Here is a 24605-nt window from a genome sequence, read left to right as displayed (position 1 = left end):
GTCTGTGAACCCTTGCCGTTGTCGAGGGTGACCTCGTGCTCCTCGTCCGGGGCCTGGCCGATGCGGTCGAGCAGATAGGAGCAGGCTTTGCTCAGCACGAGCCCGGTGGCCCCGGCGATCAATGCCGCCGTCACCGTCACCCCGGCTTTCAATTTCACCAGGACGGCGTCGACGATCGGCACCACCATTTCGCACACGACTTCTTCCACCACTTCGGCCGTGTCCTCGCCGGTGGCATCGTGCTCGCAGCCGACGACGCCGAATCCGACAACCAGGGCGAGCACCACCGCGAATACCTTCTGCACGGCGCTAGAATGCGCGCGGATCACCCACCTGTGCAACGATTTTCACGCGTACGTCTCCCGCGCTCGGGCGTGGCTTCGATTTCTCAGTGCAACGAACGAACCGTCACTCCCGGTGCTCCCGACGAGGCGAACCATGACGCCAAGGCGGCACCGTCGAGCCACTGCGGACTGCGCTCGCCGACATCGACGGGACCGTCGATCGCGCCGACCGCGCCCGCTACCTCGCAGCCGGCCAATCGGGCGCCGCGGAAACTGGCATTGTCCATCCGCGCTTCGCGCAGGCTCGCGCCGCGGAAATCGGTGTCGCCGAACGTCGCTCGCCGCAGGTCGGCGCCGGTGAGATCGGCACGATGGAAATCGGAGGTCGCGAAGTCGGCTTTCATCAGCCGCGCACCGTGCAGCCGGGCTTCGCGCAACGTGCAGTCGCGGGCTTGGGCCTTGCCGAGATCGGCACCGGTGAGATCGGCCCCCGACAGATCCGTCGACAACATCCAGGCGCCGTAGAGATCGGTATCGACCAGCCGGACCCCGGTCAGCCGCGCCTCGCCGAGTTCGGCCCCGCCGAGATCGAGCCCGGACAGATCACTGCCGCCGAGGTCGAGTCCCCAACCGTTGAACAGCATTTCGGTGGTCCGCGGCACGGCCGGATCGGTCGGCAGCCGGTCGAGATAGTGCGCCAGGGCCTTCCTGGCATCCGGGTCGGTGGGCCAGCGGGGGACGGTATGCAGCTCGCCTTTCGATCGGCGCCGCCAGAACATCATGAGGCATGTTTACACCCCCCGGTTCTCGCCCGAGAACGATCCCGCGACGTCGGCGCTCAGCTGGCCCGATGAATGGGGTGGACCCGGGACAGCGCCCGCTTCGCCTCGGCGAGCGAGATCATCTGATCCTCGTCGTCGATCTCGGCGACCGCGGCTTCGGCCCACTCCCTGAGCAGGGTCGATACACCGACGCGCCGTTCGTCGGCGAGATCCTTCAACCGCGAATGCAGGCCGAGCGGCAACCGGATGGAGGTGGTCACCATGATGTCCTCGTTGGCGGGCAGGCGGGGCGGAGCTTCGGCGGGCGCATCGGAGAAACTCAGCCGGTCCATGTAGTCGGCGAGTTCTTCTTTGCTCGATGGATAGTCCTGATCGCTCATGACCGGTTCCCACTTTCCCACTGCTCGAATTGCGCCAGTTCCTCGGCGCGCATCGCTCGTGCGCCGATGATCACCCACGTCCAGTCGTCGCGCTGCCGTGTGACCACGATCAACGGGCGTCCGGCCGTGGTGCGCCCCCACACCGTCAGAACGGTCACCTGGCCGTCGAAGGCCGGGCGTGGCCACCGTCGTGACGCTGCGAGGACCTGCCGAACCTCGCTGGGTTCGATGCCGATCAGGTGAGCGATCGCCCAATCAGGCCACTCGAAACCCATATGTCGATAATACGCACGTAGTAAGTGTGTAGGAAAGCGCCGCGGATCTGGACGAGGCGCGGAGGAAGGGGAGGGCGCAATGGTGCGCGCCGGCGAGATCGATCGCCCGCTGTCGCCGTCGGAACGCTGGTTCTGGCTGGTCGATCAACTGTCACCGGCCAACTGCGTGGTCCGGTTGCGGGTGCGTGGCCCGATCGGGGCGTATCGCCTCGAGGAGGCGGCCGACGCCGTCGTCGCCGAATACCCGCTGCTGCGCGCGATCGTCGTCGACGGTCCTCGCTTCGTCCCCTCGGACGACCCGCACCTGCCGGTCCTGCACCGCATCGTCGCCGATCCCGAGGAATGGCGCACCGTCTTCGACGACCAGCTCACCGCACCGGTCGACCTGTCGACGGCACCGGGTCGTCTCGTCGATCTGGCTTGGCGCCCAGGCACTTCCGACGAACTACACGACCTGATCCTGGTCTTCTCGCACGTGCTGATCGACGGCCGTTCGATGGCCTCGCTCGCGTCACGCATCCTCGCCGTCGCCTTCGGCGCACCCGGCCCCGCCGCCACCCGGCCACCGATCCCGGCCGCCGACGACCTGATCCCGCCGGTACACACCCGTCTGCTCCGGTGCCTGCGCACGAATCTCGCGGGTCAGCTCACCGCGACCGTCCGGCGCCCCGTCGGCCTCCCCGGCGACCTACCCCCACTGCCCGTGCGCCGCACCCGCACCGTGCACCGCACCATCGAAGGCGACCAGCTCGCCGACCTCCGCGCCCGCTGCCACCGAGCCGGCGTCACCGTCAATGCCGCGCTCGCCGCCGCCCTCGCCCAGGCGCTGGGCGAACTGAACCGCCCTGGCCGATCCGGTGTGGCGGGGATCGGCATCCCGGTCGACCTGCGGTCCCGGCTGCAACCACCACCGGCCGATGACGAACCCGGCATGTTCACCGCCGTACTCCCGACCTTCGTCCCCTTCGGCCAGAACCGCTCACTGTGGGACGCGGCCCGCGCGGCGAAAACCCAACTGGCCCGACGTCTCGCCCACCACGCCGACCTGACCGGCCTGGCCGCCATCCGCTACGGCTGCCCCCGATCCCTCGAAACAGGAAGGCGCGCCGTCGAACTCGTAGACCGCCGCGCCCCGTGGAACGTCACCCTCAGCAACCTCGGCCGCCTCACCCCACCCGAAACCCCCGACCCCCTGCCGATCACAGCTCTCACCGTCGCGGGCACCAATTCCTGCGCCAGCGCCCTCACCGTCGCCGTAGCCACCTTCGACACCACCCTGTCGATCACCTTCTGCTACGTCGACACCATGCTCCCCCGCCCCACCATCGAATCCCTGGCCGACCACACCCTCGCCCCGCTCACCACGAGACGGGCCACCACCCACGAATCCCGTCGACCACCGCGCTGAACGGTCCCCGCCGATCGGTCGCAATCGGGACCGGTCGGCGGACTTCGCAACATGCCCTAGGTGAGCTGTTCGCGCAGCATCTCCCGAAGGGCGGCGCGGTCGGGTTTGTTCGTGCGGCCGCTGACCGGGATCCGGTCGACGATCACGATGTCGTCGGGAACCGCGGTGGTGTCGATGATCTGCGGCAACCGTGTGCGCAGCAGGGTGGCGACGTCACCGGCGTCCTGGTCGGTGACGACGGCGAGGACGATGCGTTCGTCGCCGATCTCGTCGGGGATGCCGATCATGATCGCCTCGCGGACGCCGTCGATCGCCGTGATCACCGGCTCGTAGAGCCCCGGGTAGATGTTGGTCTTCCCGCGGATCATCATGTCCTTCTTGCGTCCGGTGAGCACGAGCCGGCCACCGTCCCAGCGCGCCAGATCGCCGGTACGGACCGCCGGGAGCGGGTCGGCGCCGAGGTAGCCGCGGCACAGATTCGGTCCGGCCAGCACGAGTTCGCCGTCGTCGGCGATCCGGGCCACCACTCCTGGTACGGGAGCGCCGAGCAGATCGCCGGAGTGCGCGAGCTTGGCGACATCGTTGGTGACGGCGACAGGCAGGATCTCCGTCATCCCGTAGATCGCGAGAAACTCGGTGCTGGGCAACGACTTCCGGGCCCTGCGCAGCAAGGAAGAGGTGACGGGAGCGCCGCCGAGCGCGGCCTGGCGCAGGTACGGCGGCGGGGAGATCTCGCCGGACTCGAGCGCGTCGAGCGCGACGGCGAGGTCGGCGGGCGTGTAGAACGCGTGGGTGGCGCTGTGCAGGGCCTGGGTGAACCGGACGGGGTCGATGTGGGTGCCGAACCGCGGATACGGCGGCATCGCCCAGCGCGCACCCGCCATGAGCGCGGGCAACCCCATCATGAGCTGTTCGGTGTGTAGGAAGGCGCCGGGCGCGAGACTGGTCCGCCCGCTCATCGCGGCCAGCCCCGCACCGAGCGAAGCACGGGTGTGCACAACGGCTTTCGGCTCGTCGGTGGTGCCAGAGGTGAACACGATCAGCGCGGCCGCCTCGGGATCGGCGGGCACGTCCGCCGTGCCTGCCGCGGCACCGGTGAAGCGGCGCAACGGAATCGAACCGGACGGCGTCCCCGGCAGCCAGGGACCGCTGTGGATGTGCCGCACGTCGAGTGCGCCGAACCGGGGGAGGCTCAGCCCACGCCTGCGCCCGAAACCGGCCAAGGGGCCGCTCACCGCGTACAGCAGTGATTCGGTCGCCGCCCAGGTTGGCTCGACCAGTGTCACCCGCCGGGCGAACAGTTCGGGCCCGACGCCGGGGTCGACGAAGACGATGGTTCCGCCCGCCGCGATCACCCCGAAGATCAGCGTCACCGAGGACACGCTCGGCCGGATCGAGAACAGCATCCGATCACCGGGCAGGAACCCGGCAGCCCCGAGGTTGTAGGCGACCCTGCCGACGGTATCGACGAGCTCGCGATAGGTGAGCGCGCGCGTGCCGACCGTGCCGAGCGCTGACGCGTCGGGAATACGGTCGGCCTGCATGGCGAGGCGTTCGAGAAAGTCGGTCGTCATCGAATATCGACCACCTCGGGCCGGTACCGGTGGTCGGCGTACCAGGCCAGCGTCTTGCGGATGCCCCACGCGCGCACCCGCCGGTTGGACCCGTACACCCGGACATCACGGCGCAACCCGTACTCGGTGGTGATCGTGCGCACCGCGTTGACCAGCGCGCGGTCCTCGTGCAGATCCTCGATCGCGGTACGCGGGAATCCGCCTGCGGCAAGGTACAACTCGGTGGTGATCGCCATATTGCACCCGGGCGTCATCACGTAGGGGCCGAGATATTTCGGATCGCGATTGCCCGAGCGCACCTTCCCGAAGGCCGACGCCACCTCCAGCGCGACCCGGATGATGGTGCGATCACGCCACGAAACTCCTTCGTCCGTCCGCGGAATCAGCTGCCCGCTGACCAGCCGCAGCCCGGAATCGAACCCCGCCTTGATCCGCTGGGTCCAGTCGGGCGCGGGCAGGCAGTCGGCGTCGGTGCGGGCAAGCAAGGTCGCCCCCTGCGCGATCGCGTACCGCATCCCGGTGTCCGCGGCGGCGCCGGTGCCCTTCTGCGGCTCGGTGATCACCTCGATCGCCGGGACCGGATGCGCCGCGGCGAACGCCCGCACGATCTCGACGGTGCCGTCGCTGGAGTTGTTGTCGACGACGACCACGGAGAAGTCGGTATCCCGTTGCGCGGCAATCGCTGTCAAGGTCGCACGGATCCCGCGCTCCTCGTCGAACGCGGGAATCACCACCCAGAGCGCACCGCTGTTCACAGGTCGGCCACCAGCCGGTCGAGACCGCCGATCCCGGCGACCCACTCGTGGAAGCGCTCGAGACCGTCGGCGAACGACACCGTCGGCCGGTAGCCGAGTTCCCGTTCGGCCCGCGAGATGTCGTAGGTCGCCGACCGCGTGACGAGCGCGACCGCGTACCGCGACAGCGGGGGCGTCCAGCGCTGCGCGACCGCCGGAATCCGCCACACCGTTTCGATCGCCGCCAGCGCACCACTCAGCACCGGCGGGGGCACGGTGATACTCGGCGGGGTCAACCCGAACCGCTGCGCCACCGCTGCCATCGTCGGCCACACCGACACCGGTTCGGCATCGGCGACGAAATAGGCTCGCCCACCGACCTTCTCGGCCTCGAGCGCCAGTTCCACCGCCCGCACGAGATGGTCGATGTAGCACAGCGACGCCAGCACATCCCGGCCGCCGGACAGGTCGGGCAACCGGCCCGCCCGCAACTTCGCCAGGAGCTGCACGATCGGCCCGCGGCGGTCACCGGGCCCCCACACCGCGCGCGGCCGCAGCGAGCACGTCGTGAATTCCGGCGTATCGGCCGCGAGCACCAGCTGCTCGGCCACCGCCTTGGTCTCGCTATAGCTGTTCAGGAACCGGGCGGGGTAGGGCACCGTCTCGTCGATGCCGAGCTGGTCACCGCCCTCGGGCGCCATCAGCGCACTCGGACTGCCGATGAAGACGAACCGCGTCACGCCCGCCGCCGCGGCCTCCTGCATCAGCCGATCGGTCCCGGCCACATTGACCGCGAAGAACTCCGCGGGCCGCCCGAATTCCCCGAGCAGCGCCGCGGCGTGCACCACGGCCCGCACCCCGGACACGGCACGGGCCAGGGCGGCGGCGTCCGCGAGATCGGCCACCGCCACCTCGGCACCGGCCGGCGCGGACGCGGGATCGCGCACCATCGCCCTGACCGGCACACCGCGCGCGAGCAGGCCGCGCACGATCTCCCCGCCGACGAAGCCGCTCGCCCCCGTCACCAGCACAGTCATCGCGTCACCATAAGGCGTCGACGCGGCGCGGACAGCTGGGCACACCGATTCGGTCGCCGCGCCGCTGTCCACGCCGGGCTCACCGCTCGGTCTCGCCCAGCGTCTTCCACCACGTCGCACCGAACAGCATCGTCATCGCGGCGGCCCGCCGCGGCCCGATTCCCCGCTCGGCGGCCACGCGGCGCGCGGCGGGAATCTGCGCCAGGTGCGCGCCGACGCTGAGCGCCAGGTCGATCCAGAACGCGATCTTCAGCAGGCGCGAACGAAACGGGCGCACCATCCCGAGTATCACGAATGCCCAGCCCAGCACAGGGATCGTCCGCAGCGCGAGTACGGTCCCTCTGCTGGGGGCGCTCGCCGTAGCCGCGCGATGCCGTGCCTGACCGTGTTGCGGTGCCGCCACCGTCCACCTCTCCGTGTTTCCGTCCGCTCTCGAAGCGGCGTGTGTTGTCATCACCGCACCCCCGGCCCGCGGTAGGTGACCGCCGCGGCGGTGGGTCCGCCGTCGGCCGCGACGAACAGCAGCGGCCGCTGCGCCAGCCCGGCATCGCGGGCCGCCACATAGGCGGCCGTCAGCGCGGAGGTGTGCGCGTCACCGGCCAGGTCGTCGGTCACCACGGCGCCGACACCGAGCTCGGCGGCCAGCGCGGCGGCGAAGCCGGGTGTCGGTTTGCCGCACACGAGCACGACCTGGGCCGCGTCGATATCGTCGGCGGCCAGCGCTTCGCGCGCCGCGGCGACCGCGTGCTCGACGAGTTCGGTGGTGTCGGTACCGAGTTCCACCGTCAACGCCGACCGGCCGGTGGAGCCCATCGTCGACAGGTTCACATACCCCTGCGGGTCGGGCGGCGCGTCACCGGCGCTCACGTGCACGCCGCCGAAACCGACGGCGGCGGTGGAATTCTCGAGCACCAGTGCCGCGCCGACGGGTTCGAACGGGAAGTCGGCGTCGGCCCGCATCGACGGGTGCGCGTCGCCGGAGACGATGACCACGTGTCCGGCGGGCAGGTCGGCCAGCAGCGACGCGGCGACACCGACGGCATTGACCACGCCGCATGCCCCGTTCATCAGGTCGAACGACAGACACGGCACGTCACCGGGCCGGTACTCCAGGCCGATGCCCGCCGCCTGCTGGATGAGCGCTGCCACGGCGGGCTCGACGAGGTTCGCGTCGCGGTACACCCCGACATTGATCAGCGCGTCGATCTGTTCCGGCGTGCAGCCCGCGCCGGTCAGCGCGGCACGCGCGGCGGCGGCCGCCTGGCCCACCGAACTGACTCCGCCGGTCTGTGTCACGGCCGAAGAAATGATGATTCCCATACTGTCCTATACCCGCAGATCGCCGATTGTCACCGACAGGAACCCGGCGACCACCCCGGAGGCGGCAGGCACGAGCAGCACCTTGGACCCCGGCGCGAGCAGACCCTGCCGCAATGCGTCGTGCAGCACCACGAAATGCGAAGTCGACGCGGTGTTTCCATAGCGGTCGAGCACCGCCAGCTTCGGCGGCATCACCGAGTCGAACTCGCGCTCGGCGATCTTGTCGATCAATTCCACCGCGGGACCGCTGAACTGGTGATGGATCAGGTAGTCGTAGCCCTCGTCGGCGAAGCCCGAGCCTCGGGCGGTGAGGAATTCGCGCTGACGCGAGGTCCACAGCAGGTACCGCGACTCGTTGTGCATCGCGCGGTTGTCGGTGTAGAGCGCGACACCGGGACCCTGATCGCTCGGCATGCCGAGGCACAGCTTCGCGAACGCCGCACTGGTGTTGAGCTCGACGTAGTCGATGCCGGGTCCGTCGGTGCCGTCGAGGATCACGGCAGCGCCCGCGTCACCGACGGTGAGCGAGGCGAACTGCGGATCGTATTTCTCCGAGATCTCGCGCACCGCGGTGTCGGAGATCGGCGTGATGCACTCGCCGGAGACCACCATGCCCCGCCGGACCGCACCGGATCGAATCATTCTGTCCAGCAACAGGACTCCGGTCATCATCCCGGCGCACGCGTTGGACACGTCGAAGTGGATGGCCCGCGTCGCTCCGAGCGTGTTGCGCAGCAGCAGCGCGAATGACGGCGCGAAGCAGAAGTTCTCGCCGCGGGTGCGGGTGATCGAGCAGGAGATGACGACGTCCAGCTCGGCGGCGTCGTACCGGGAATTCGCCAGCGCGCTACGGGCGGCGGCGAGGGCGATGGTGAACGAGTCCTCCACCGTGCCATCCGGGTCGACGCCGCGGACGCGCCGCGCCACGACCCCGCTGACCTTCTCCAGGTCCAACGGCGCGTCGACGGCCAATCGGCTCATCAACTCCGCTGTGGTCACCTCGCGGGCCGGCAGATACGCGCCGACGGCTTCGATTGTCGATCTCACCATGTGTTCACTTCCGAATATCGCGCGATGCACAGTCCGCCATCAGCGCATCTCGCCGATCCTAGTCACAGACCTTCACTATTCGGTCACGGTCAACTAGATTGTGCCGGGGTGTGGAGTGCTGCCCGACGCCATGAACTCACCCTACTAGCCGCAGGTCAGCCCTGGTTGCCTGGCGTTCTGCTGTTGGGCAGGATCGCGCGGCCGATTCGCAAGGTCCCCAAACTCGGCTGGTTCGTTGCCGATCCGCTGGTCGCGCGCCAGATCTACAACGACAGTACGCATTTCAGCATCGTCGCCGAGGGCGCCGCCGGGCACTGGTGGGCGCAGGTCATCGGCGACTGGGTCGAGGACCTGTTCGAAGGACCCGGCCACACCGAGTTGCGGACCACGGTGCGTGACCTGTTCACACTCACCCACACCGATGCCCTCGTCGAGCGTGTCATCGGCCCCGACCTGCGGGATCTGCGAGATCGGCTCGCCGCGGGCGAGACCGTCGACATCGCCGCCCGCGCCCAGATCCTGGTCGGGCGCAGCGTGTCCGACCTGGTCGGCATGCGTCCCGAGGACATCGCCGCGGCCATCGGCGGCGACCACACCGACGACCTGGACGCGCTGTTCCTGCGGCTGTTCCACCATGTCGAGGAGCTGGTCAACCTCGGCTTCGGCACCATGGCCTCGACCACCCTCGACCCGGTCGCGGTGGCCCGCGCGAAGGAACTGGCGGGGCAATTGGCTGTCAATGTCCCTAGCGCCTACGCACGCGCGGATCCCGACACCACCCTCGGGCGCTGCCGGGAGCTGGGTCTGGATGTCGAGCACGCGGCGGGGCTGGCGATTCTCATGGCCGTGGCCGGCACCGACACTTTGGCCAGCGCCATGACCAGGATGGTCGCGATCATGCACGACACCGGTCAGCACCGGGCGCTGCTCGCCGCGCCCGAGCGGCTGCCCGACGCGATCCGCGAGACGCTGCGGGTGACCAGTCCGGCCTATCTGGTCGGACGCTCGGTCACCGCCGACGTGAACATCGCCGGGCGCGAGCTACGCGCCGGCGAGCACGTCAAGATCCTCACCTGGACGATCAACAACGCGGTCGGCGAGTTCAGCGTGCACCGCGACTACGTGCCCGAGACCCGGCAGCTCTGGTTCGGCGGGGGCCGTCATCTGTGCCTGGGCGCGCAGCTCGTCCACTCCGAGCTCACCGCGTTGCTCGCGGCGCTCACCGCGGCGGGCAGGCCGTGGGAGATCGTCGAGCGCCGCTACCGCCGCAAGGTCTTCATCCCCACCTACGAGACCCTGCGCATCCGCCTCGCGGACTGAGTACCACCCTGGCCAGGTAATAGCGGGGTCGTCCAGTCGGCGATTAAGCTGAGGATCGTCATGGGAGAGCCACGCACACTGGAAGGGTCGCCTGTCGAACTCGGCCGGCGCGCGATCGGCGACGTCGAGATCGCCGCATGGGCCCAGCGATTCGACCTGCTCTCGGATCCGAACCGCCTGGAAATCCTGCTCTGCCTGCACCGCACCCCCGGTATCAGCGTCGGCGAACTGGCCGCCGCGATCGGCCGCACCGAGAACGCGATCTCCCAAGCCCTGCGCGTCCTGCGCTACGAGGGCTGCGTCACCTCGACCCGCGAGGGCCGCACGGTCACCAACCGCCTGACCGACCCGATCATCCACGAAATACTCCACACCATCGGCGCCAAACACGCCTGACGCCGCGAACCCCGCCTCGGCCGGGGCGGGGTTCGACGTGCCGGTCTGAACGGTCGTGGCTCAGGGGAATTCGGCGACCACCTGGTAGAGCGCGGGGTTGGCGCGTGCGACCTGGCGCGCCTGGTCGACGGACGCGACGACCGTCGGGTTGAGCCCGGCGGCCTCGCAGGCCTCCGCGCTGTCCCAGTGCGCGACGTTCACCAGCTGGAAGCGGGAATCGGGGAGCAGTGCGCGGTGCAGGCGGACATCGCGGAAGCCGGGCGCGGTGCGCATCAGCGCGACCCGCTCGCGCCACTGCTCGACGAAACCGTCGACCTCGTCGGCGGATACCTCGATGACGTTGATGAAAGTGACACCCTGGTCGGTCATGTCGAAACTCCTTCAGCTCGCGGATCCGGGACGGACGATCATGAGGACGACAACGGCCGTCCAGAGCAGGTTGTAGATGCCTGCCAGCATCGACAGCACGCGCAGGCGCTTGCCGTCGTCGGGTTCGTCGAGCGCTTGGCGCTGCATCGGGTGGATCTGCACGGCGAGCAGGCCGCCCGCGATAGCCGTGGTCACCATGGCGGTGGTGATCCAGATTTCGTTCATCCGGCCCTGGATCGTGGCCAGCACGATGCCGATCACCGGGACGATGATCGCGAGTTTGGCGTAGTTGCCGGTGATCCGGTGCATGGCGACGGCCACGGACCTGCTGCGCACCGACTCAGGATCCGGCCCGTCCGCAGTGACCGGGGCATAGCGGGGGAACAGGCTGGTCGCGACCGCCGAACCCCCGACGAAGACGATGCCCGCGACCACATGCACGGACAACAACAGATGTTCCACCTACCGACTCCCTCCGACCTTCAATGTGGCTGAAGCTTAGCGCGAGTTTCAACAACATTGAAGGTTGGATGTGTCACGTCCGCGGACGGCGCAGGTCAGGGCGGCGACGCGCCGGTGAACGCGGCGACGATGGCCGCGCCGACCCGCCGCTGAATCGGGTCGGCCGCCGGCCCGAAAAGCTGAGTGTCCACCTGTGTCACCACTTTTCGCGCCTCGCCGAGCAGCTGCTTCCCCGCCTCGGTGAGCTCGATCGCCGACGCGGACCCGGCCCGCGCGGTGCGATCCTGCACCAGCCCCGCCGCGACGAGAGACTTCACCGCCGTATGCACGCTCTGCACGCTGGTCCCCGACATCCGCGCCAGCTCGCTGAACGACGCCCCCGGCACCCCGTTGATATGCCCGAGCAACCCGAGCCGCGCCACCGTGAGATCCAGCGGCGCCAGCCCCGCGCTCAACTCCGCCTCGACCCGCCGCGACAGCGTGATCACCAGGATGGTCGGGCTCATCGCCGGCGGCCGGGGGCGGGGATTCTCGGTGGTCACCGAGCCATTTTCCCGCATGCGCCCGCGCCCGGCGATGACAGGCCGGGCGCGGGCGCGCCGGATCAGATGCCGGAGCGGATCATGCCCTTGCAGCGCATGAGGAATTCGGCCAGGTAGCCGTCGTGCGGTACGCCGGGGCGCAGCCAGGTGGTCGGGTTGTCGCCGAGGTAGAGGTTGGTGATCGTAGGGTCGTTCAGGAGGGCCTCGACCAGTTCGCCGCGTGTGGTCATCGCGGTGAGGACGAGTGAATTCCGCAGGGGCACAATGCCATCGGTGGGGCGCCAGGGGCCGACCCAGACGCAAGGGAAGGCCAGTTCGACGCCGAGCTGCGGTGCGGTCGCGGAGTCGACCAGGTGTACGGCCGGGCGCAGTACCGCGCCGCCGGAGGGGAGTTCGTCGACGATGGTGTCGCCGCCGAGCAGGGGCTTCGCCGTGCCAGCGACCTCGTGCAGGTACTCGTCGATCGCGGTCACCGTCGGCACCGGTTGCACGGTGAGGATGGCGTCGGGGTGATCGGCGGGCAGGCTCGGGATGCGGGCGAGGTGCTCGGCCAGCGCCAGCGCCACCGGCTCCGGATCGCCTTCGACCAGCACCGCGGTGGTGCAGGTGCACGCGGTGCCGCCCAGGTGGCTCACCGAGTCGGCGATCACGTCGATGTGGTCACGCCAGTCGACGTCGGCGGTGATCAGGATCTTCGACCGGCCGGGACCCTGGGTGAGCACGCGCGGGCTCGCGCCGTACTTGTCGACGACGTCCTGACCGCCGTAGACGATCGCGTAATCGGCCTCGGCGATGATCACATCGGCGGCGGCGTAGTCGGTGGGCAGCAGGGTGATCGTCTCGGGCGGGAAGCCCGCCATCCGCAGGGCGCTCACCAGCCGGAAGGCGGTGAAGGGCTCGCGCGCCGACGGCCGCACCACGACTTTGTAGCCCAGGGCCAGCGCCTCCGGCCAGAGTCCGTGGACCGCGGGGGTGTTGCCCGCCGCGTGTACCGCGAAGACGTCGCCCTTGCGGACCCACACGGCCGCGCCGTCGCGGGTGCGCTCGTCGGACCATTCGGCGACGGCGCCGTGCGGCATTGCCAAAGCCAGTGTGTCGCACTGGGATCGCAGGACCTCGGCCACCCACTCGACCGACTGGCGCACCACCTGCTGCGGCACGCCCGACACCGTCGAGACGATCCGGATGTACTCCTCGGGGTCGAGCCCGCCGATCGTCGCGGTGGTGAACAGCTCGGCGGCCTTCTTCATCAGGGCGAGGCGTTCCTCGGCGGGGACGGTCGGCGCCGACCGCATCGCCGCGATGGCGCGTCGCACGAACAGCGCCGGAACCTGGCCCAGCTCGCCGACTTCCGTGCCGTCGAGCGCGGTGATCGGGATGCGCTGCCTGGCGTGGTAGGAGCCGGCGGGGCCGAGGGCGTCGATCTCGATCATCAGTACACACCCTCGATGACGGACTTGTCGGCGAAGGTCGACACCGGGCGAACATCGGCGACCGCGCAGCCCAGCGTGCCCGGCGCTGGCTCGGCCCGCAGCGCGGTGTCGCGCTCCAGATTGTTCGGCAGCAGCGCGTATTTGGTGAGGTGGTTCATCACCACCTGCCCGCGTTCGCCGACCGCGACATCGTCGCCGGTGGCCGGGTCGACCACCCGGAACGCGATGTAGGGGCTCGGGGTGTCGAACACGGCGAGTCCGTCCTCGCGCTCGGAGTCCCGCTCGCGCGACATGCCGAGGATGGTGGTGCTGCCGTAGAGGCCTTTGAGCGGAATGCCGGGAAAGACCTCCTGGCGCAAGATGTCCCGGGTGTCGGCGTCCATGTGCGCGCCGCTCCAGCACAGGAACTTCACCTGCTTGCGCACCGCGTCGACCAGTTCCTCACGCCGGGCCAGCCGCTCGAGCAGCGGCGGGGTGGCGATGATGATGCCGACCGACTGGGTCGTCAGGATCGCGGCCGCCTGGTCGATCAGGTGCTCGGCGTAGCGATCGGCGCCCTCGGTATCACCGGAGCCGATGAGCTGCTTGATCCACCGCGGGTCCAGATCGACGGTGAACTTCACCCCGTTGTGCCTGCGCGCGCGCCGGGAAGCGAACTCGCCGAACATATGCGGGCCGCTGGGCGCGATGGCGAGGGTGTTCATGGTCCCCAGATCCGCGTAGTGGTGCTCGTCCCACGACAGCGCGAATTCCATCCACCGCTCGAACATCACGAACCGCTTCGGCGCCCCCGTCGTCCCGCCGCTCTCGTAGATCCCCGCGATCTCCCGATCCGTCCCACGCAATCCCCGCGGAATCAGATCCTCCACCGCGACATCCCTGAACTCGTCGATCACGTTGGGGAACAACCGCAGATCGTCGAAGGTCCGCACGTCGGCGACCGGATCGAAGTCGAGCCGCTCCGCCCGCCGCAACCAGTACGGGCTCCCCGTCTCGGCACCGAAATGCCAGCTCATCAACGCCCGGACGTAGTCGTCGGGATCGACGTCGACAGCGTCCAGATCGAGTATGTCGGAACACATGGCACAGCCTCCGAGGTGCGCAAACAATGGGCGTTCTGCGAACCCCATCGTTGCGCCCCCACCACTCCCTGAACGCCCGGGAATGCCCACGTCGATCAGACGATAGGAACGTCCACGGTCCGCCGGTGACTTCTGGCTATCAGGCGCCTCCGTCTTCCCTGACGGGAAGGCTGCCGCTCAGGCGACTGACAACGGTGACTTGCAGATACGCCCTGATGCGCTCAGCGAACAGGGGCGCATCGGCGCGGCGTAGTGCGTCGGGCAGCGACCGGCCATTTCTCGGCAGCCAATAGGCAAGCTGTTCGAGCATGACAGCACGCACGATGGCGGGCCGTGCGTCATCGATCAGCATGAAGAAGTCGTCGGCGCTGTAGATCTCGTAGGTGAGTTGATCGAGATCTGCGAAGTCCCCGGCGTTCGCGGTCAGCACGATACCGACGTCGCCATGGATGGCCGCCGAGTGGACATGAGCGTCGAACACGTCGGAATACTCGATGCTCGTGTCGATGCGGTAGCCGGTGATCAGACTGTTCGGCCCGAAGGTGCTGACCATCGTCCGTCGGATACCCCCGATCTGGGCTTCCGGCAGGTGAGGATTGTGCTTGCGTCTGTTGTAGAGGGTTTCGGCCATGATGTCCTCGGTCCAGTAGACCTGGAACATCCCGTTACCGCCACGCAAATACAGCAGGCTCAACCAGTCCCGCAGGGTTCGGGAGTACAGAATGTTCGCGTCTGCAAGGACTTTCGTTGCCCACCCACCTGCCATGCGGCACATGGTAGCGGGTGGGGCACGAGGGTCGAACCTGGTTGTGGCAACCGTTCAGTCGCGCACGTCCCACTCTTCTTCGATGGCCCGCAATTCGTCGAATGCCGCACTCTGCTCGTCGAAACGAGCGCGACGGTAGGCCAGCACATCCCGGCTGAAGAGGCGGGTGTGTGAACCGACCTTGTGTGCCGGAAGTTGCTGGTCGCGAACCAGTTTCATCAATGACGGGCGCGACATGTTCAGCATCCGCGCTGCCACTGTCGTCGTCACTTCGTTGGGGATGCTGCCGACGGACACGGCACAGCCACGGCCGACGAGATCGACCAACTCGAGCACCAAAGCGGTCAGCTCGGGCGGCAGCGGCAACTGACCGCTGCCGGAATCCACAACGACCGTAGTCGTCGAGGTGGGCGGATTCGCGCCGCTCAGGAATGTGCTGACGGTCCTGGCCTGCTCGGCCTCGCGTGGGGTCACCGAGATGTTGGCGCGGTCGTCGCGCAGCACGGTGTCCATCGATCGCTCCCTCTGGCGCTGTTGACTCTTCCCGGCGGGTCAAGTCAAGGCTAATGCGTTACACATATAAGTGCAACAAGTTGGAACGGGGCTCAGGCGGGTAAGGCGGGGATGGTGCGGGCGTTGGTGATCTCGGGGGAGACCGTGATGACGTCGCAGGCGGCGAGGAGGGCGTCGGGGAGGTCGGGGCCGAGGTGGGTGAGGCTGGGGGTGACTACGGCGGCGGCCTGGGTAGTGGTGACCACGCCGAGGAGGCGGCCGATGGGGTCGGTGGTGCGGTCGCTGAAGACGACGGTCTTGGTGAAGCGGTAGCCGAGGCGCTCGGCTAGCGAGCGGATCTGCGTTTCGTCCCAGGACTGGGCGACACCCGAGATGTCGCGGCGCAGGTATCCGATCGCCGGTGGCTTCATGGGGGAGACGCTACCGGCGCAGGGTGTCCGTTGCCGTGAACGCGGACGAACGTGAGTCGAATTCGCAATCTGACTGATGATCATTTCGGAATCTCGTCCGCGGGGGTGCGCCGCCGTGATCTACTGCTCGCCAACTCGGGTGGAACGAGGTCTTGACGACGATGTCGAGCGGCGCCCGGTGTACGCAGGAGACAACGATGGTGGACAGAAGAATGCAGCGGGTGGCCGGTTCGATGGCCGCGTTCGCGGTGGCAGCGGGTTTCGCGGTGGCCGCGGTTCCCGGCACGGCGGCGGCGGCACCGGGAACGATCACCTGGAACGACGGGAACAGCAAGTTCACCAGGACGGTGTCGAACACCAACCCGGTCGTCGGCGACACGGTGACCGTGACGACGAAGTTCGAGCGGACCGGCATTCCGGTGGAGTACATCTACAACATCAAGGACCTGCACCCCGCCTGCCTGACCCCGGTCGCGGGCTCGGCGAAGATGGGCGGTGACCCGGTCCAGCTCGACACGTCGTCCTCGGATTGGGTCCGCGCCGAGTTCGGCATCACCAAGTACCCGGTGTACCCGAATATCGAGCCGAAATCGCAGACCTTCGAGGTGCAGTACAAGGTGGGCGTCAACTGCGCCCGCGACACCCCGCTGCCGACCTCGATGCACTACGGCGGTTCGCTCGGCGACGGCACCTACCAGGGCAAGGGCCCGAACATCACGGTGTCCAGCGACGCGGTGTCGAGCACCGTCATCACCGACGTGACCGGCGCGCAGGTCGGCAAGGCCGTCACCCTGGAGGCGACCGTGTCCCCGGCGGCGGCGGGCGGCACGGTCCAGTTCAAGGCGGGCGACAATGTCCTCGGCGACATCCCCGTCGCCGCGAACGGCAAGGCCTCCATCGTGTGGACGCCGGGCGCCGCGGGCGCGTACACCATCGGCGCGACGTTCTCCGGCCGCAGCGGCGTGGCCAGCTCGTCGACCACCAAGGTGGTCACCGTGGCCGACGTGCCGACCGATCCCGGCCCGGGTGACGGCGGCGGCACCGGCACCGGATCCTTCGGGTTCTGATCACCCTTCCCGGCACGGAATCGGTTGCTACCAGGTCTCGTTGGAGATCAGCGCGGTCAGCAGCTGACGAATCGCGGCGACCCGCCGTTCCGTGCCGGGGAGCTGGTCCAGCGCGCACTCGGGGTCGGCGGGCGGACCCAGGTGGGTGCAGCCGCGTGGGCAGTCCTCGATGGCGTCGGCGAGGTCGGTGAACGAGGCGATCACGTCGTCGGGCGTGATGTGGGCCAGACCGAACGAGCGCACGCCGGGGGTGTCGATCACCCAGCCGCCCTCGGGCAGCGGTAACGCGACCGACTGGGTGGAGGTGTGCTTGCCCTTGCCGACGCCGGACACCTCGCCTACGGCCCGATACGCATCGGGCACAAGACGATTCACCATCGTCGACTTACCGACACCGGAGTGCCCGATCAGCGCGGTGAGCCGGTCGTCGAGCAGCTCGAGCACCGGCTCCATCGGATCGTCGATCCCCGCGTAGAGGATCTTCAGGTCCAAACCCTCGAAGGCGGCGGCGAATTCGGATTCCGCGACGAGATCGCGTTTGGTGAGTACCAGAATCGGTTCCAGCCCACCGGCATACGCGGCCACCATGGCCCGCTCGACGAAACCGGTGCGCGGCGGCGGATCGGCCAGCGCGACCACGATGAACAGCTGTTCGGCATTGGCGACGACGATGCGTTCGAACGGATCGGTGTCGTCGGCGGTGCGGCGCAGCACGGTGCCGCGCTCGGCGACCCGCACGATCCTGGCGAGCGTGTCGGGCTTGCCGGTCAGGTCACCGACGACGTCGACCTGGTCGCCGACCACGATCGGCGTGCGGCCCAGTTCCCTGGCCCGCATGGCGACGATGCGCCGGTCGGCGTCACCGTCGAGCACACACCCCCAGCGGCCGCGGTCCACCGAGACCACCATCGCGGCCTCGGCGTCGTTGTGCTGGGGCCGGGTCTTGGTGCGCGGACGCGAGGCCTTGCCAGGGCGGACCCGGACATCGGATTCGTCGTAGCTGCCCGTGGAGCGGCCTCGGCGGCTCAGTGCGACGCTCCCTCACCCGATAAGGCGGGGGCCAGCATCTGCTCCCACAGGGCGACGAAGGTCGGCAGCGTCTTGGCCGTCGTGCCGATGTCCTCGATCTCCACCCCGGGCACCCGCAGGCCGAGAATCGCACCGGCGGTGGCCATCCGGTGATCGGCGTAGGAGTGCCACCGGCCGCCGTGCAGCGGGGCAGGCACGATCTCGAGACCGTCCTCGGTCTCGGTGACATTGCCGCCCAGCCGGTTGATCTCGGCGGAAAGCGCTGCGAGCCGGTCGGTTTCGTGCCCGCGCAGGTGCGCGATGCCGCGCAGAACCGAGGGCGAGTCGGCCAGGGCGGCCAGCGCGGCGACGGTGGGGGTGAGCTCGCCGACGTCGTGCAGGTCGATGTCGATGCCCGCCAGGCGCTCCGGGCCGCGCACGGTGAGCACGCCGTCGAAGATGCGCGCCTCGGCGCCCATCCTGACCAGGATCTCGCGGATCACGTCACCGGGCTGGGTGGTGCCGCGCGGCCACATCGGGATGCTCACCTCGCCACCGGTGACGGCGGCCGCCGCCAGGAACGGCGTGGCATTGGACAGGTCGGGTTCGATCTCCCAGTCGACCGCGCGGATCGGGCCGGGCTCCACGGTCCAGGTCTGGGGGCTGCGCGAGTCGGCGGGGGTGTGCACCACCACGTCGGCGCGGCGCAGCATCTCCACCGTCATCTCGATGTGCGGCATGGACGGCAGCGGCTTGCCGTCGTGCTGCACGGTGATGCCCTCGTCGAAGCGGGCGGCCGAGAGCAGCAGCCCGGAGACGAACTGCGAGGAACCCGACGCGTCGATGGTGACCGCGCCGCCGCGCAGGCGGCCGGTGCCGTGCACGACGAACGGCAGCGCGTCGCCGTCGACGTCGAGGCCGAGCTTGCGCAGCGCGTCCAGGATGGTGGTCAGCGGGCGGAGCTTGGCCTGCTCGTCACCGAAGAACGCCACATCGCCGGTCGCCAGCGCGGCGGCGGGCGGCAGGAACCGCATGATGGTGCCTGCCAGGCCGCAGTCGACCGCCGTGCTGCGCAGCGGCGCCGGGGTGACCTCGAGGGTCTCGGCGTCACCGAGGATCTCGGTGCCGAGGCCCTGCAGTGCCTTGATCATCAGGTCGGTGTCACGGCTGCGCAGCGCACCGGTGAGGGTGGACGGGCCATCGGCCAGTGCGGCGAGGATGAGCGCGCGATTGGTGATGGATTTCGAACCGGGCAGGGTCACGGTCGCGTGGACGGGGACCTCGATATGGGGCGCTGGCCAGAAACTCACCCGCCCATCTTCGCGCATGTGCGGTCCGGACACACGGGTGGTGTGGAATTAGGTGTGGTCGCGTCGCCGCCGGGTGTCGGACTCCGGTGAGACGATGGCCCTATGTGCGGACGATATGCGACGACCACGAATCCGGGTCGGCTGGCGGCCGAACTCGACGCGATCGACGAGACCGACCTCGACGCGGACCAGCAGGAATCGACGGTGAGCTACAACGTGGCGCCGACCACCCAGGTGCTGACCGTGGTGGAACGGCACGAGCACGGCGAGCCCGGCGACGACCCGAAACTGCGGGTGCGGCGCATGCGCTGGGGGCTGATCCCGTCCTGGACGAAGGCGGGTGAGCCGGGGCTGCCCGCGAAGGGCAAGCCGCTGTTCAACGCCCGCGCCGACAAGGCGGTCACCGCGCCGTCGTTCCGCGACTCCGCCAAGCACAAGCGCTGCCTTGTGCCGATGGACGGCTGGTACGAATGGCTGGTCGAGTCGGCGCCGACCGGCAAGGGCAAGGCCGTCAAGCGGCCGTTCTACATGTCGCACGCGGACGGTTCGCGGCTGTACATGGCCGGGCTGTGGTCGGTGTGGCGCGATCGCGAGGTGCCCGGCGCCGAGCCGCTGCTGTCGTGCACGATCCTCACCACCGACGCCATCGGCGATCTGGCGCGCATCCACGACCGGATGCCGCTGCCGCTGCCGCGCGAGCACTGGGACGCCTGGCTCGACCCCGATCATCCCGCGCCGACGGAGCTGCTGGCCGGGGTGTCGCCGGCGGAAGTGTCCGCGATCGTCGCGCGGCCGGTGTCGACGCTGGTGAACAGTGTCCGCAACAACGGACCGGAACTGCTGGCGCCCGCCGAGGCCTCCGACGGCGGAGCCGGGCAGATCAGCTTGCTGTGATCGTGCCCGGCCCCGGAGTTGTCGTCAGAATTTGCACTTCACCGAATCGGTGACGATGTTCAAGCTGCACTTGATGATTCCGGAGGTCAGGTCGATCAGCACGGTGGCGACCCCGCCGCCGAGCTTCTCCATCTTCTCGGCCTTTTCGCTCTTCTCGGGCGCGGCCTTCGGTGAGTTCTTCTTGGTGCCTTGGCCGTTGAGCGGGAAGTCGCTCGAGTCGGTCGGCGCCGACGGGGCAACCGGCGGAATGGCGGTGGCGGGCGCGGCGACGGCGAGGGCGCCGAAGGTCAGGACTAGAGCACCGGACAGGGTGGCGATCGTCGAACGAGCGGACATTTCTCGCATCACATCCTCGGGTCGAATAGGTCGTACCGGGCGCGGAATGCGTCGCAGTGAATTCGGAACGAGACCCCGATCGGATGGCTACCCGCCGGTTCAGGCGGTGATCGGCGCCGTCACGGCATTCGCCGCACGAGCCAGATCAGCCGGTGCGAGCTCGATTTCCAGGCCGCGCTTGCCCGCACTGCACAGCACCCGGTCCCAGTCCAGCGCGGACGCGTCGAGAACCGTCGGCAGCTTCTTGCGCTGGCCGAGCGGGGAGACCCCGCCCAGGACATATCCGGTGGTGCGTTCGGCCTTGGTCTTGTCGGCCATGGTCGCCTTCGGCGCGCCCAGCGCGGCGGCGGCCGCCTTCAACGACAACTTGGCCGGCACCGGCAGCACCGCGACCGCCAGCGCGCCGGTCGAGAGTTCGATCACCAGCGTCTTGAAGATCTGCGCCGCCCGCACGCCGAGTTCCGCGCCGAGCGCGTCCACGGCCTCGTCGCCGTAGGACTCCGCGCGGGGGTCGTGGGCGTAGGCGTGCACACGGTGCGCGATCCCCGCACCGGTGAGGACTTTGATCGCGGGCGTCGACGCGGCTGCCATGGGCGTCACCCTAACCATGTCGGGTCCCCGGTCGGCAAACATATTTCCGGCGGTGCGGGAACACGGATCCGCGGGTGCATGTTGCACACAAGTGACAAGCCACCCGCCCGATTGCCGTGAAGGAGAGATAGTGACACTGCTGCTCGAGGAGCGTCCCATCTCGCCGCAGGGTGCGCGATTGCCTTTCGAATCCGTGGTGCCGGTAGATTCGGTAACTACGGCGATCGAAGGGATTGGTGTGACGAGCGACGATGACGTGGTGCCTGCCGAGGCATCCGGCTCAGGAGTCGACGAAGCCGAGCTGGCTGCGCGGTTCGAGCGCGATGCGCTCCCGATGCTCGACCAGCTCTACGGCGCCGCCCTGCGGATGACCAGGAACCCGGCCGATGCCGAGGACCTGGTGCAGGAGACGTATGTGAAGGCGTTCCAGGGATTCAAGTCCTTCAAGGAGGGCACCAATCTGCGTGCCTGGCTGTACCGGATCCTGACCAACACCTACATCAACTCCTACCGCAAGAAGCAGCGCCAGCCCGCGCAGTACCCGACCGACGAGATCACCGACTGGCAGCTGGCGGCCACCGCCGAGCATTCCTCGACGGGCCTGCGCTCGGCCGAGGTGGAGGCACTGGACGCGCTGCCCGACGACGAGATCAAGGCCGCGCTGCAGCAGCTGCCGGAGGAATTCCGGATGGCGGTGTACTACGCGGACGTCGAAGGTTTCCCGTACAAGGAAATCGCCGACATCATGGGCACCCCGATCGGTACCGTGATGTCCCGGCTGCATCGCGGCCGCAAGCAACTCAAGGGTTTGCTCGCCGGTGTGGCGCGCGAACGTGGATTCGACCGTGGGGAACGCCAGGAGGTTACGAAGTGAGCGACCCCGATATGGAGATGGACTGCACCGCTGTACTTGCGGATGTGTGGCTCATGCTCGACGGCGAATGTGATGAGGCCACTCGCGACCGGCTCCAAGAGCACATGGACCACTGCAGTCCGTGCATCGAGGCCTACGGCATCGAGGAGAAGCTGAAGGGCCTGCTCAGCCGCAAATGCGGTGGTGAGCACGCTCCGGAGGGCCTGCGCGACCGGCTGAAGCTGGAGATCCATCGCTCGATCTCGGTCACCAGGATCGAGACCACCGAGGGCTGAGCGCCTGGGTCAGGACACAGAAAAGGGGCACCCGATCGGGTGCCCCTTTTCACGTTCCGAGCAGAGCTCAGGCGTTGGGCCGCTTGCCGTGGTTGGCTGCGTTGCCCTTACGGCTGCGCTTCTTACGTCCACGCTTACCCATAGGTAGCTCCCTTCTGTGGGTCCTCCCCGCCGCAGCGCGGAGCACGATCTGATCGAGAGCCATTGTTTCATGTGTGGTTGGCTGTAGCTTCGCCGGATACGACTATTGAACGAGGTGCCATGTCTGAAGAAGTGCGCGCGGAGATGGTCTCGACCGTGCTCGCTGTCGAGGTCGCTGTCGGTGAGCATGTGCGGGTCGACCAGACCCTGGTGCTGCTCGAGTCGATGAAGATGGAGATCCCGGTGCTCACCGAAGTCGAGGGCGATGTCACCTCGATCGACGTGGCGCCCGGCCAGGTCCTCCAGGCAGGCGACCTGATCGCCACCATCGCCTAGGGCGCACGGGGAAGCGAAGCGGTAGATCCAACGTGGCAACACTGAGCGAGCTCCTGGCCGAACACACCGACCTTCCCGGCACCGCCGTGGACCATCTGCAACGGGTGGTGGGCGATTGGCAGTTGCTCGCCGACCTCTCGTTCTCGGATCTGCTGCTGTGGGTGGGGGCGGGCCCGGTCTCCGAGGGCGCCGATGTCGTGTGTGTCGCCCAGATCCGCCCGACCACAGCGCCCACCGTCCACCTGGACGACAAGGTGGACACCACCGCGTCGCGCGCGGACTTCCCGCAGGTGTTCGACGCCCTGCTGAGCGGGCAGACGGTGCGCACCGACACCGAGGTGGAGGTCAGCGGGGTCTACCATCCGACACCCGCCCACGCCGTGCGCGAGGCGATTCCGGTGCGCTGCGGCGAGGACGTGATCGCGGTGCTCAGCCGCGACTCCGATCTGCAGCGGTCCCGGGTGCGCAGCACGCTGGAGCGGGCCTACGTCGCGTGTGCCGACGATCTGTGCCAGATGATCGCCGACGGCAGTTTCCCGACACCGGAGGATCGCGCGGCGACGCACTCCAGCCCGCGCGCGGGTGACGGTTTCATCCGGCTCGACACCGAGGGCATCGTGGTCTACGCGAGCCCGAACGCGCTGTCGGCCTATCACCGGATGGGGATGCAGGCCGATCTGGTCGGCCAGGATCTCGCGGTGACGACCCGCTCGCTGATCACCGATCCGTTCGACGCGCAGGAAGTCGTCGCCGACATCCAGGCCGCGCTGGCCGGGCGCACCGGCCGCCGGATGGAGGTCGAGGCGCGCGGCGCGACCGTGCTGCTGCGCACGCTGGTGATGCGGCCCGGCGGTGAACTGGCCGGGCCCGCGGTGCTGGTGCGCGACGTCACCGAGGTGAAGCGGCGCGACCGCGCGCTGCTGAGCAAGGACGCGACGATCCGCGAGATCCACCACCGGGTGAAGAACAATCTGCAGACCGTCGCGGCGCTGCTGCGCCTGCAGGCCCGCCGCACCGAGAACCCGGAAGCCCAAGTGGCACTGACGGAATCGGTGCGCCGGGTGACCTCGATCGCCTCGGTGCACGAGATGCTGTCGATGTCGGTGGACGAAGAGGTCGACCTCGACGAGGTCGTCGACCGGCTGCTGCCGATCATGGCCGATGTGGCCACGGTGCACACCGCGCGGATCAAGGTCCGCCGGGCGGGCTCGCTCGGGGTGTTCTCCGCGGAGCGGGCGACGCCGCTGGTGATGGTGCTGACCGAGCTGGTGCAGAACGCGATCGAGCACGCCTTCGACGCGGGGCAGAACGGTACCGTGACGATTCGGTCGGAACGGTCGGCCCGCTGGCTCGACGTGATCATCAGTGACGACGGTCGTGGCCTGCCGTCCGGGTTCAGTCTGGAGGGTTCCGACCGCCTCGGCCTGCAGATCGTGCGGACCCTGGTGACCTCGGAACTGGGTGGTTCGATCGGCCTGCACCCCGGCGCCGACGTGGGCACCGACGCGGTGCTCCGGGTCCCGCTCGGCCGTCGCGCCGGACGCTGAGAACCTTCGAAACCGCAGGTAGGCAACAATAAACCCGGCACCGCGAGGTGCCGGGTTCTCACATGCGTTACCGGGCCGGGCTGAATGGC

The 24605-nt window shown here is 68.7% G+C and carries 32 protein-coding genes; 9 read left to right on the top strand and 23 right to left on the bottom strand.

Features of this window, described 5'->3' with window-relative positions; genetic code table 11:
- From ACFWF2_RS14355 to ACFWF2_RS14340, 4 genes are all read right to left on the bottom strand, one after another.
- A partial coding sequence (locus ACFWF2_RS14355) for a hypothetical protein (protein WP_379307905.1) occupies positions 1 to 305 on the bottom strand: 305 nt, incomplete at its 3' end.
- Positions 306 to 388: 83 nt separating this feature from the next.
- Positions 389 to 1066, bottom strand: a complete 678-nt coding sequence (locus ACFWF2_RS14350) for a pentapeptide repeat-containing protein (protein WP_379307904.1) — start codon at positions 1064 to 1066, stop codon at positions 389 to 391.
- A gap of 56 nt (positions 1067 to 1122) precedes the next feature.
- Positions 1123 to 1446, bottom strand: a complete 324-nt coding sequence (locus ACFWF2_RS14345) for a hypothetical protein (protein ID WP_379084836.1) — start codon at positions 1444 to 1446, stop codon at positions 1123 to 1125.
- Positions 1443 to 1721: a hypothetical protein gene (locus tag ACFWF2_RS14340; RefSeq protein ID WP_379307903.1), complete on the bottom strand. Its 279-nt coding sequence runs from the start codon at positions 1719 to 1721 to the stop codon at positions 1443 to 1445. The genes ACFWF2_RS14345 and ACFWF2_RS14340 overlap by 4 nt, the downstream gene beginning before the upstream one ends.
- Before the next feature lie 79 nt (positions 1722 to 1800).
- Between ACFWF2_RS14340 and ACFWF2_RS14335 the strand changes: the two genes are divergently transcribed.
- Positions 1801 to 3129 carry a hypothetical protein gene (locus ACFWF2_RS14335; protein WP_379307902.1) on the top strand — a complete coding sequence of 443 codons (1329 nt, stop codon included), beginning with the start codon at positions 1801 to 1803 and terminating at the stop codon, positions 3127 to 3129.
- A gap of 56 nt (positions 3130 to 3185) precedes the next feature.
- Here the strand turns inward: ACFWF2_RS14335 and ACFWF2_RS14330 are convergent, their stop codons facing one another.
- The 6 genes from ACFWF2_RS14330 to ACFWF2_RS14305 all read right to left on the bottom strand — a co-directional run bounded on the left by ACFWF2_RS14330 (position 3186) and on the right by ACFWF2_RS14305 (position 8844).
- A complete protein-coding gene (locus ACFWF2_RS14330; RefSeq protein WP_379307901.1) occupies positions 3186 to 4703 on the bottom strand; it encodes a class I adenylate-forming enzyme family protein in 1518 nt (505 codons plus the stop codon).
- Positions 4700 to 5458, bottom strand: coding sequence for a glycosyltransferase (locus tag ACFWF2_RS14325; protein WP_379307900.1), 759 nt, complete (start codon positions 5456 to 5458; stop codon positions 4700 to 4702). The genes ACFWF2_RS14330 and ACFWF2_RS14325 overlap by 4 nt, the downstream gene beginning before the upstream one ends.
- Positions 5455 to 6474: an NAD-dependent epimerase/dehydratase family protein gene (locus ACFWF2_RS14320; protein ID WP_379307899.1), complete on the bottom strand. Its 1020-nt coding sequence runs from the start codon at positions 6472 to 6474 to the stop codon at positions 5455 to 5457. Before ACFWF2_RS14320 ends, ACFWF2_RS14325 begins: the two co-directional genes overlap by 4 nt.
- Positions 6475 to 6553: 79 nt before the next feature.
- Positions 6554 to 6751: a hypothetical protein gene (locus tag ACFWF2_RS14315; RefSeq protein ID WP_379307898.1), complete on the bottom strand. Its 198-nt coding sequence runs from the start codon at positions 6749 to 6751 to the stop codon at positions 6554 to 6556.
- A gap of 176 nt (positions 6752 to 6927) precedes the next feature.
- Positions 6928 to 7770 carry a hypothetical protein gene (locus tag ACFWF2_RS14310; RefSeq protein WP_379307897.1) on the bottom strand — a complete coding sequence of 281 codons (843 nt, stop codon included), beginning with the start codon at positions 7768 to 7770 and terminating at the stop codon, positions 6928 to 6930.
- A gap of 30 nt (positions 7771 to 7800) precedes the next feature.
- Positions 7801 to 8844, bottom strand: a complete 1044-nt coding sequence (locus tag ACFWF2_RS14305; RefSeq protein WP_379307896.1) for a 3-oxoacyl-ACP synthase III family protein — start codon at positions 8842 to 8844, stop codon at positions 7801 to 7803.
- A gap of 183 nt (positions 8845 to 9027) precedes the next feature.
- Between ACFWF2_RS14305 and ACFWF2_RS14300 the strand changes: the two genes are divergently transcribed.
- Complete coding sequence (locus tag ACFWF2_RS14300; protein ID WP_379307895.1) at positions 9028 to 10164, top strand: cytochrome P450; 1137 nt, start codon at positions 9028 to 9030, stop codon at positions 10162 to 10164.
- 60 nt (positions 10165 to 10224) lie between these two features.
- The gene (locus ACFWF2_RS14295; RefSeq protein ID WP_379307894.1) at positions 10225 to 10560 is read left to right on the top strand and encodes an ArsR/SmtB family transcription factor; all 336 of its coding nucleotides are present in this window, start codon (positions 10225 to 10227) and stop codon (positions 10558 to 10560) included.
- Between the two features lie 60 nt (positions 10561 to 10620).
- On the opposite strand, the gene ACFWF2_RS14290 is transcribed toward ACFWF2_RS14295, so the two are convergent.
- The 8 genes from ACFWF2_RS14290 to ACFWF2_RS14255 form a co-directional block, all read right to left on the bottom strand.
- Positions 10621 to 10929, bottom strand: coding sequence for an antibiotic biosynthesis monooxygenase family protein (locus ACFWF2_RS14290; protein ID WP_379307893.1), 309 nt, complete (start codon positions 10927 to 10929; stop codon positions 10621 to 10623).
- A gap of 12 nt (positions 10930 to 10941) precedes the next feature.
- The gene (locus tag ACFWF2_RS14285; protein WP_379307892.1) at positions 10942 to 11391 is read right to left on the bottom strand and encodes a hypothetical protein; all 450 of its coding nucleotides are present in this window, start codon (positions 11389 to 11391) and stop codon (positions 10942 to 10944) included.
- Between the two features lie 95 nt (positions 11392 to 11486).
- Positions 11487 to 11933 (bottom strand): MarR family winged helix-turn-helix transcriptional regulator, encoded by a 447-nt coding sequence (locus ACFWF2_RS14280; RefSeq protein WP_379307891.1) that lies wholly within the window; start codon positions 11931 to 11933, stop codon positions 11487 to 11489.
- A 62-nt stretch (positions 11934 to 11995) separates the two neighbouring features.
- The gene (locus tag ACFWF2_RS14275; RefSeq protein WP_379307890.1) at positions 11996 to 13366 is read right to left on the bottom strand and encodes an aldehyde dehydrogenase family protein; all 1371 of its coding nucleotides are present in this window, start codon (positions 13364 to 13366) and stop codon (positions 11996 to 11998) included.
- A complete protein-coding gene (locus ACFWF2_RS14270; RefSeq protein ID WP_379307889.1) occupies positions 13366 to 14448 on the bottom strand; it encodes an AMP-binding protein in 1083 nt (360 codons plus the stop codon). The genes ACFWF2_RS14275 and ACFWF2_RS14270 overlap by 1 nt, the downstream gene beginning before the upstream one ends.
- A 139-nt stretch (positions 14449 to 14587) precedes the next feature.
- Complete coding sequence (locus tag ACFWF2_RS14265) at positions 14588 to 15214, bottom strand: PIN domain-containing protein (protein WP_379307888.1); 627 nt, start codon at positions 15212 to 15214, stop codon at positions 14588 to 14590.
- A gap of 54 nt (positions 15215 to 15268) precedes the next feature.
- Entirely contained in the window at positions 15269 to 15727 is a 459-nt protein-coding gene (locus ACFWF2_RS14260; RefSeq protein WP_379307887.1) for a helix-turn-helix domain-containing protein, read from the bottom strand.
- A gap of 92 nt (positions 15728 to 15819) precedes the next feature.
- Positions 15820 to 16137: a hypothetical protein gene (locus ACFWF2_RS14255; protein ID WP_379307886.1), complete on the bottom strand. Its 318-nt coding sequence runs from the start codon at positions 16135 to 16137 to the stop codon at positions 15820 to 15822.
- Between the two features lie 197 nt (positions 16138 to 16334).
- Between ACFWF2_RS14255 and ACFWF2_RS14250 the strand changes: the two genes are divergently transcribed.
- On the top strand, positions 16335 to 17204 hold the full coding sequence (locus tag ACFWF2_RS14250) for an Ig-like domain-containing protein (RefSeq protein ID WP_379307885.1): 870 nt from the start codon (positions 16335 to 16337) through the stop codon (positions 17202 to 17204).
- A 27-nt stretch (positions 17205 to 17231) separates the two neighbouring features.
- Here the strand turns inward: ACFWF2_RS14250 and rsgA are convergent, their stop codons facing one another.
- The gene (rsgA, locus tag ACFWF2_RS14245) at positions 17232 to 18113 is read right to left on the bottom strand and encodes a ribosome small subunit-dependent GTPase A (protein ID WP_379307884.1); all 882 of its coding nucleotides are present in this window, start codon (positions 18111 to 18113) and stop codon (positions 17232 to 17234) included.
- A 116-nt stretch (positions 18114 to 18229) separates the two neighbouring features.
- A complete protein-coding gene (aroA, locus tag ACFWF2_RS14240) occupies positions 18230 to 19540 on the bottom strand; it encodes a 3-phosphoshikimate 1-carboxyvinyltransferase (protein ID WP_379307883.1) in 1311 nt (436 codons plus the stop codon).
- An 84-nt stretch (positions 19541 to 19624) separates the two neighbouring features.
- Here aroA and ACFWF2_RS14235 point away from each other — a divergent pair, with 84 nt between their 5' ends.
- Positions 19625 to 20416 (top strand): SOS response-associated peptidase, encoded by a 792-nt coding sequence (locus ACFWF2_RS14235; protein WP_379307882.1) that lies wholly within the window; start codon positions 19625 to 19627, stop codon positions 20414 to 20416.
- A 24-nt stretch (positions 20417 to 20440) separates the two neighbouring features.
- Here the strand turns inward: ACFWF2_RS14235 and ACFWF2_RS14230 are convergent, their stop codons facing one another.
- Both ACFWF2_RS14230 and ybaK read right to left on the bottom strand, forming a co-directional pair.
- Positions 20441 to 20752, bottom strand: a complete 312-nt coding sequence (locus ACFWF2_RS14230; RefSeq protein ID WP_379307881.1) for a hypothetical protein — start codon at positions 20750 to 20752, stop codon at positions 20441 to 20443.
- A gap of 99 nt (positions 20753 to 20851) precedes the next feature.
- On the bottom strand, positions 20852 to 21343 hold the full coding sequence (ybaK, locus tag ACFWF2_RS14225; protein WP_379307880.1) for a Cys-tRNA(Pro) deacylase: 492 nt from the start codon (positions 21341 to 21343) through the stop codon (positions 20852 to 20854).
- Between the two features lie 238 nt (positions 21344 to 21581).
- Between ybaK and ACFWF2_RS14220 the strand changes: the two genes are divergently transcribed.
- Complete coding sequence (locus ACFWF2_RS14220) at positions 21582 to 22217, top strand: sigma-70 family RNA polymerase sigma factor (RefSeq protein ID WP_379038060.1); 636 nt, start codon at positions 21582 to 21584, stop codon at positions 22215 to 22217.
- 11 nt (positions 22218 to 22228) lie between these two features.
- Positions 22229 to 22492 carry a mycothiol system anti-sigma-R factor gene (rsrA, locus tag ACFWF2_RS14215; RefSeq protein ID WP_379307909.1) on the top strand — a complete coding sequence of 88 codons (264 nt, stop codon included), beginning with the start codon at positions 22229 to 22231 and terminating at the stop codon, positions 22490 to 22492.
- 67 nt (positions 22493 to 22559) lie between these two features.
- On the opposite strand, the gene ACFWF2_RS14210 is transcribed toward rsrA, so the two are convergent.
- The gene (locus ACFWF2_RS14210; RefSeq protein WP_022597109.1) at positions 22560 to 22634 is read right to left on the bottom strand and encodes a 50S ribosomal protein bL37; all 75 of its coding nucleotides are present in this window, start codon (positions 22632 to 22634) and stop codon (positions 22560 to 22562) included.
- Positions 22635 to 22753: 119 nt separating this feature from the next.
- Between ACFWF2_RS14210 and ACFWF2_RS14205 the strand changes: the two genes are divergently transcribed.
- Complete coding sequence (locus tag ACFWF2_RS14205) at positions 22754 to 22969, top strand: biotin/lipoyl-binding carrier protein (RefSeq protein WP_378855473.1); 216 nt, start codon at positions 22754 to 22756, stop codon at positions 22967 to 22969.
- 32 nt (positions 22970 to 23001) lie between these two features.
- Positions 23002 to 24516 (top strand): sensor histidine kinase, encoded by a 1515-nt coding sequence (locus tag ACFWF2_RS14200; RefSeq protein WP_379307879.1) that lies wholly within the window; start codon positions 23002 to 23004, stop codon positions 24514 to 24516.
- Positions 24517 to 24605 lie beyond the last annotated feature (89 nt).

The organism is Nocardia sp. NPDC060259 (assembly GCF_042728775.1).
Classification (GTDB): Bacteria; Actinomycetota; Actinomycetes; order Mycobacteriales; family Mycobacteriaceae; genus Nocardia.
This window is presented reverse-complemented; position numbering and strand designations above follow the sequence as displayed.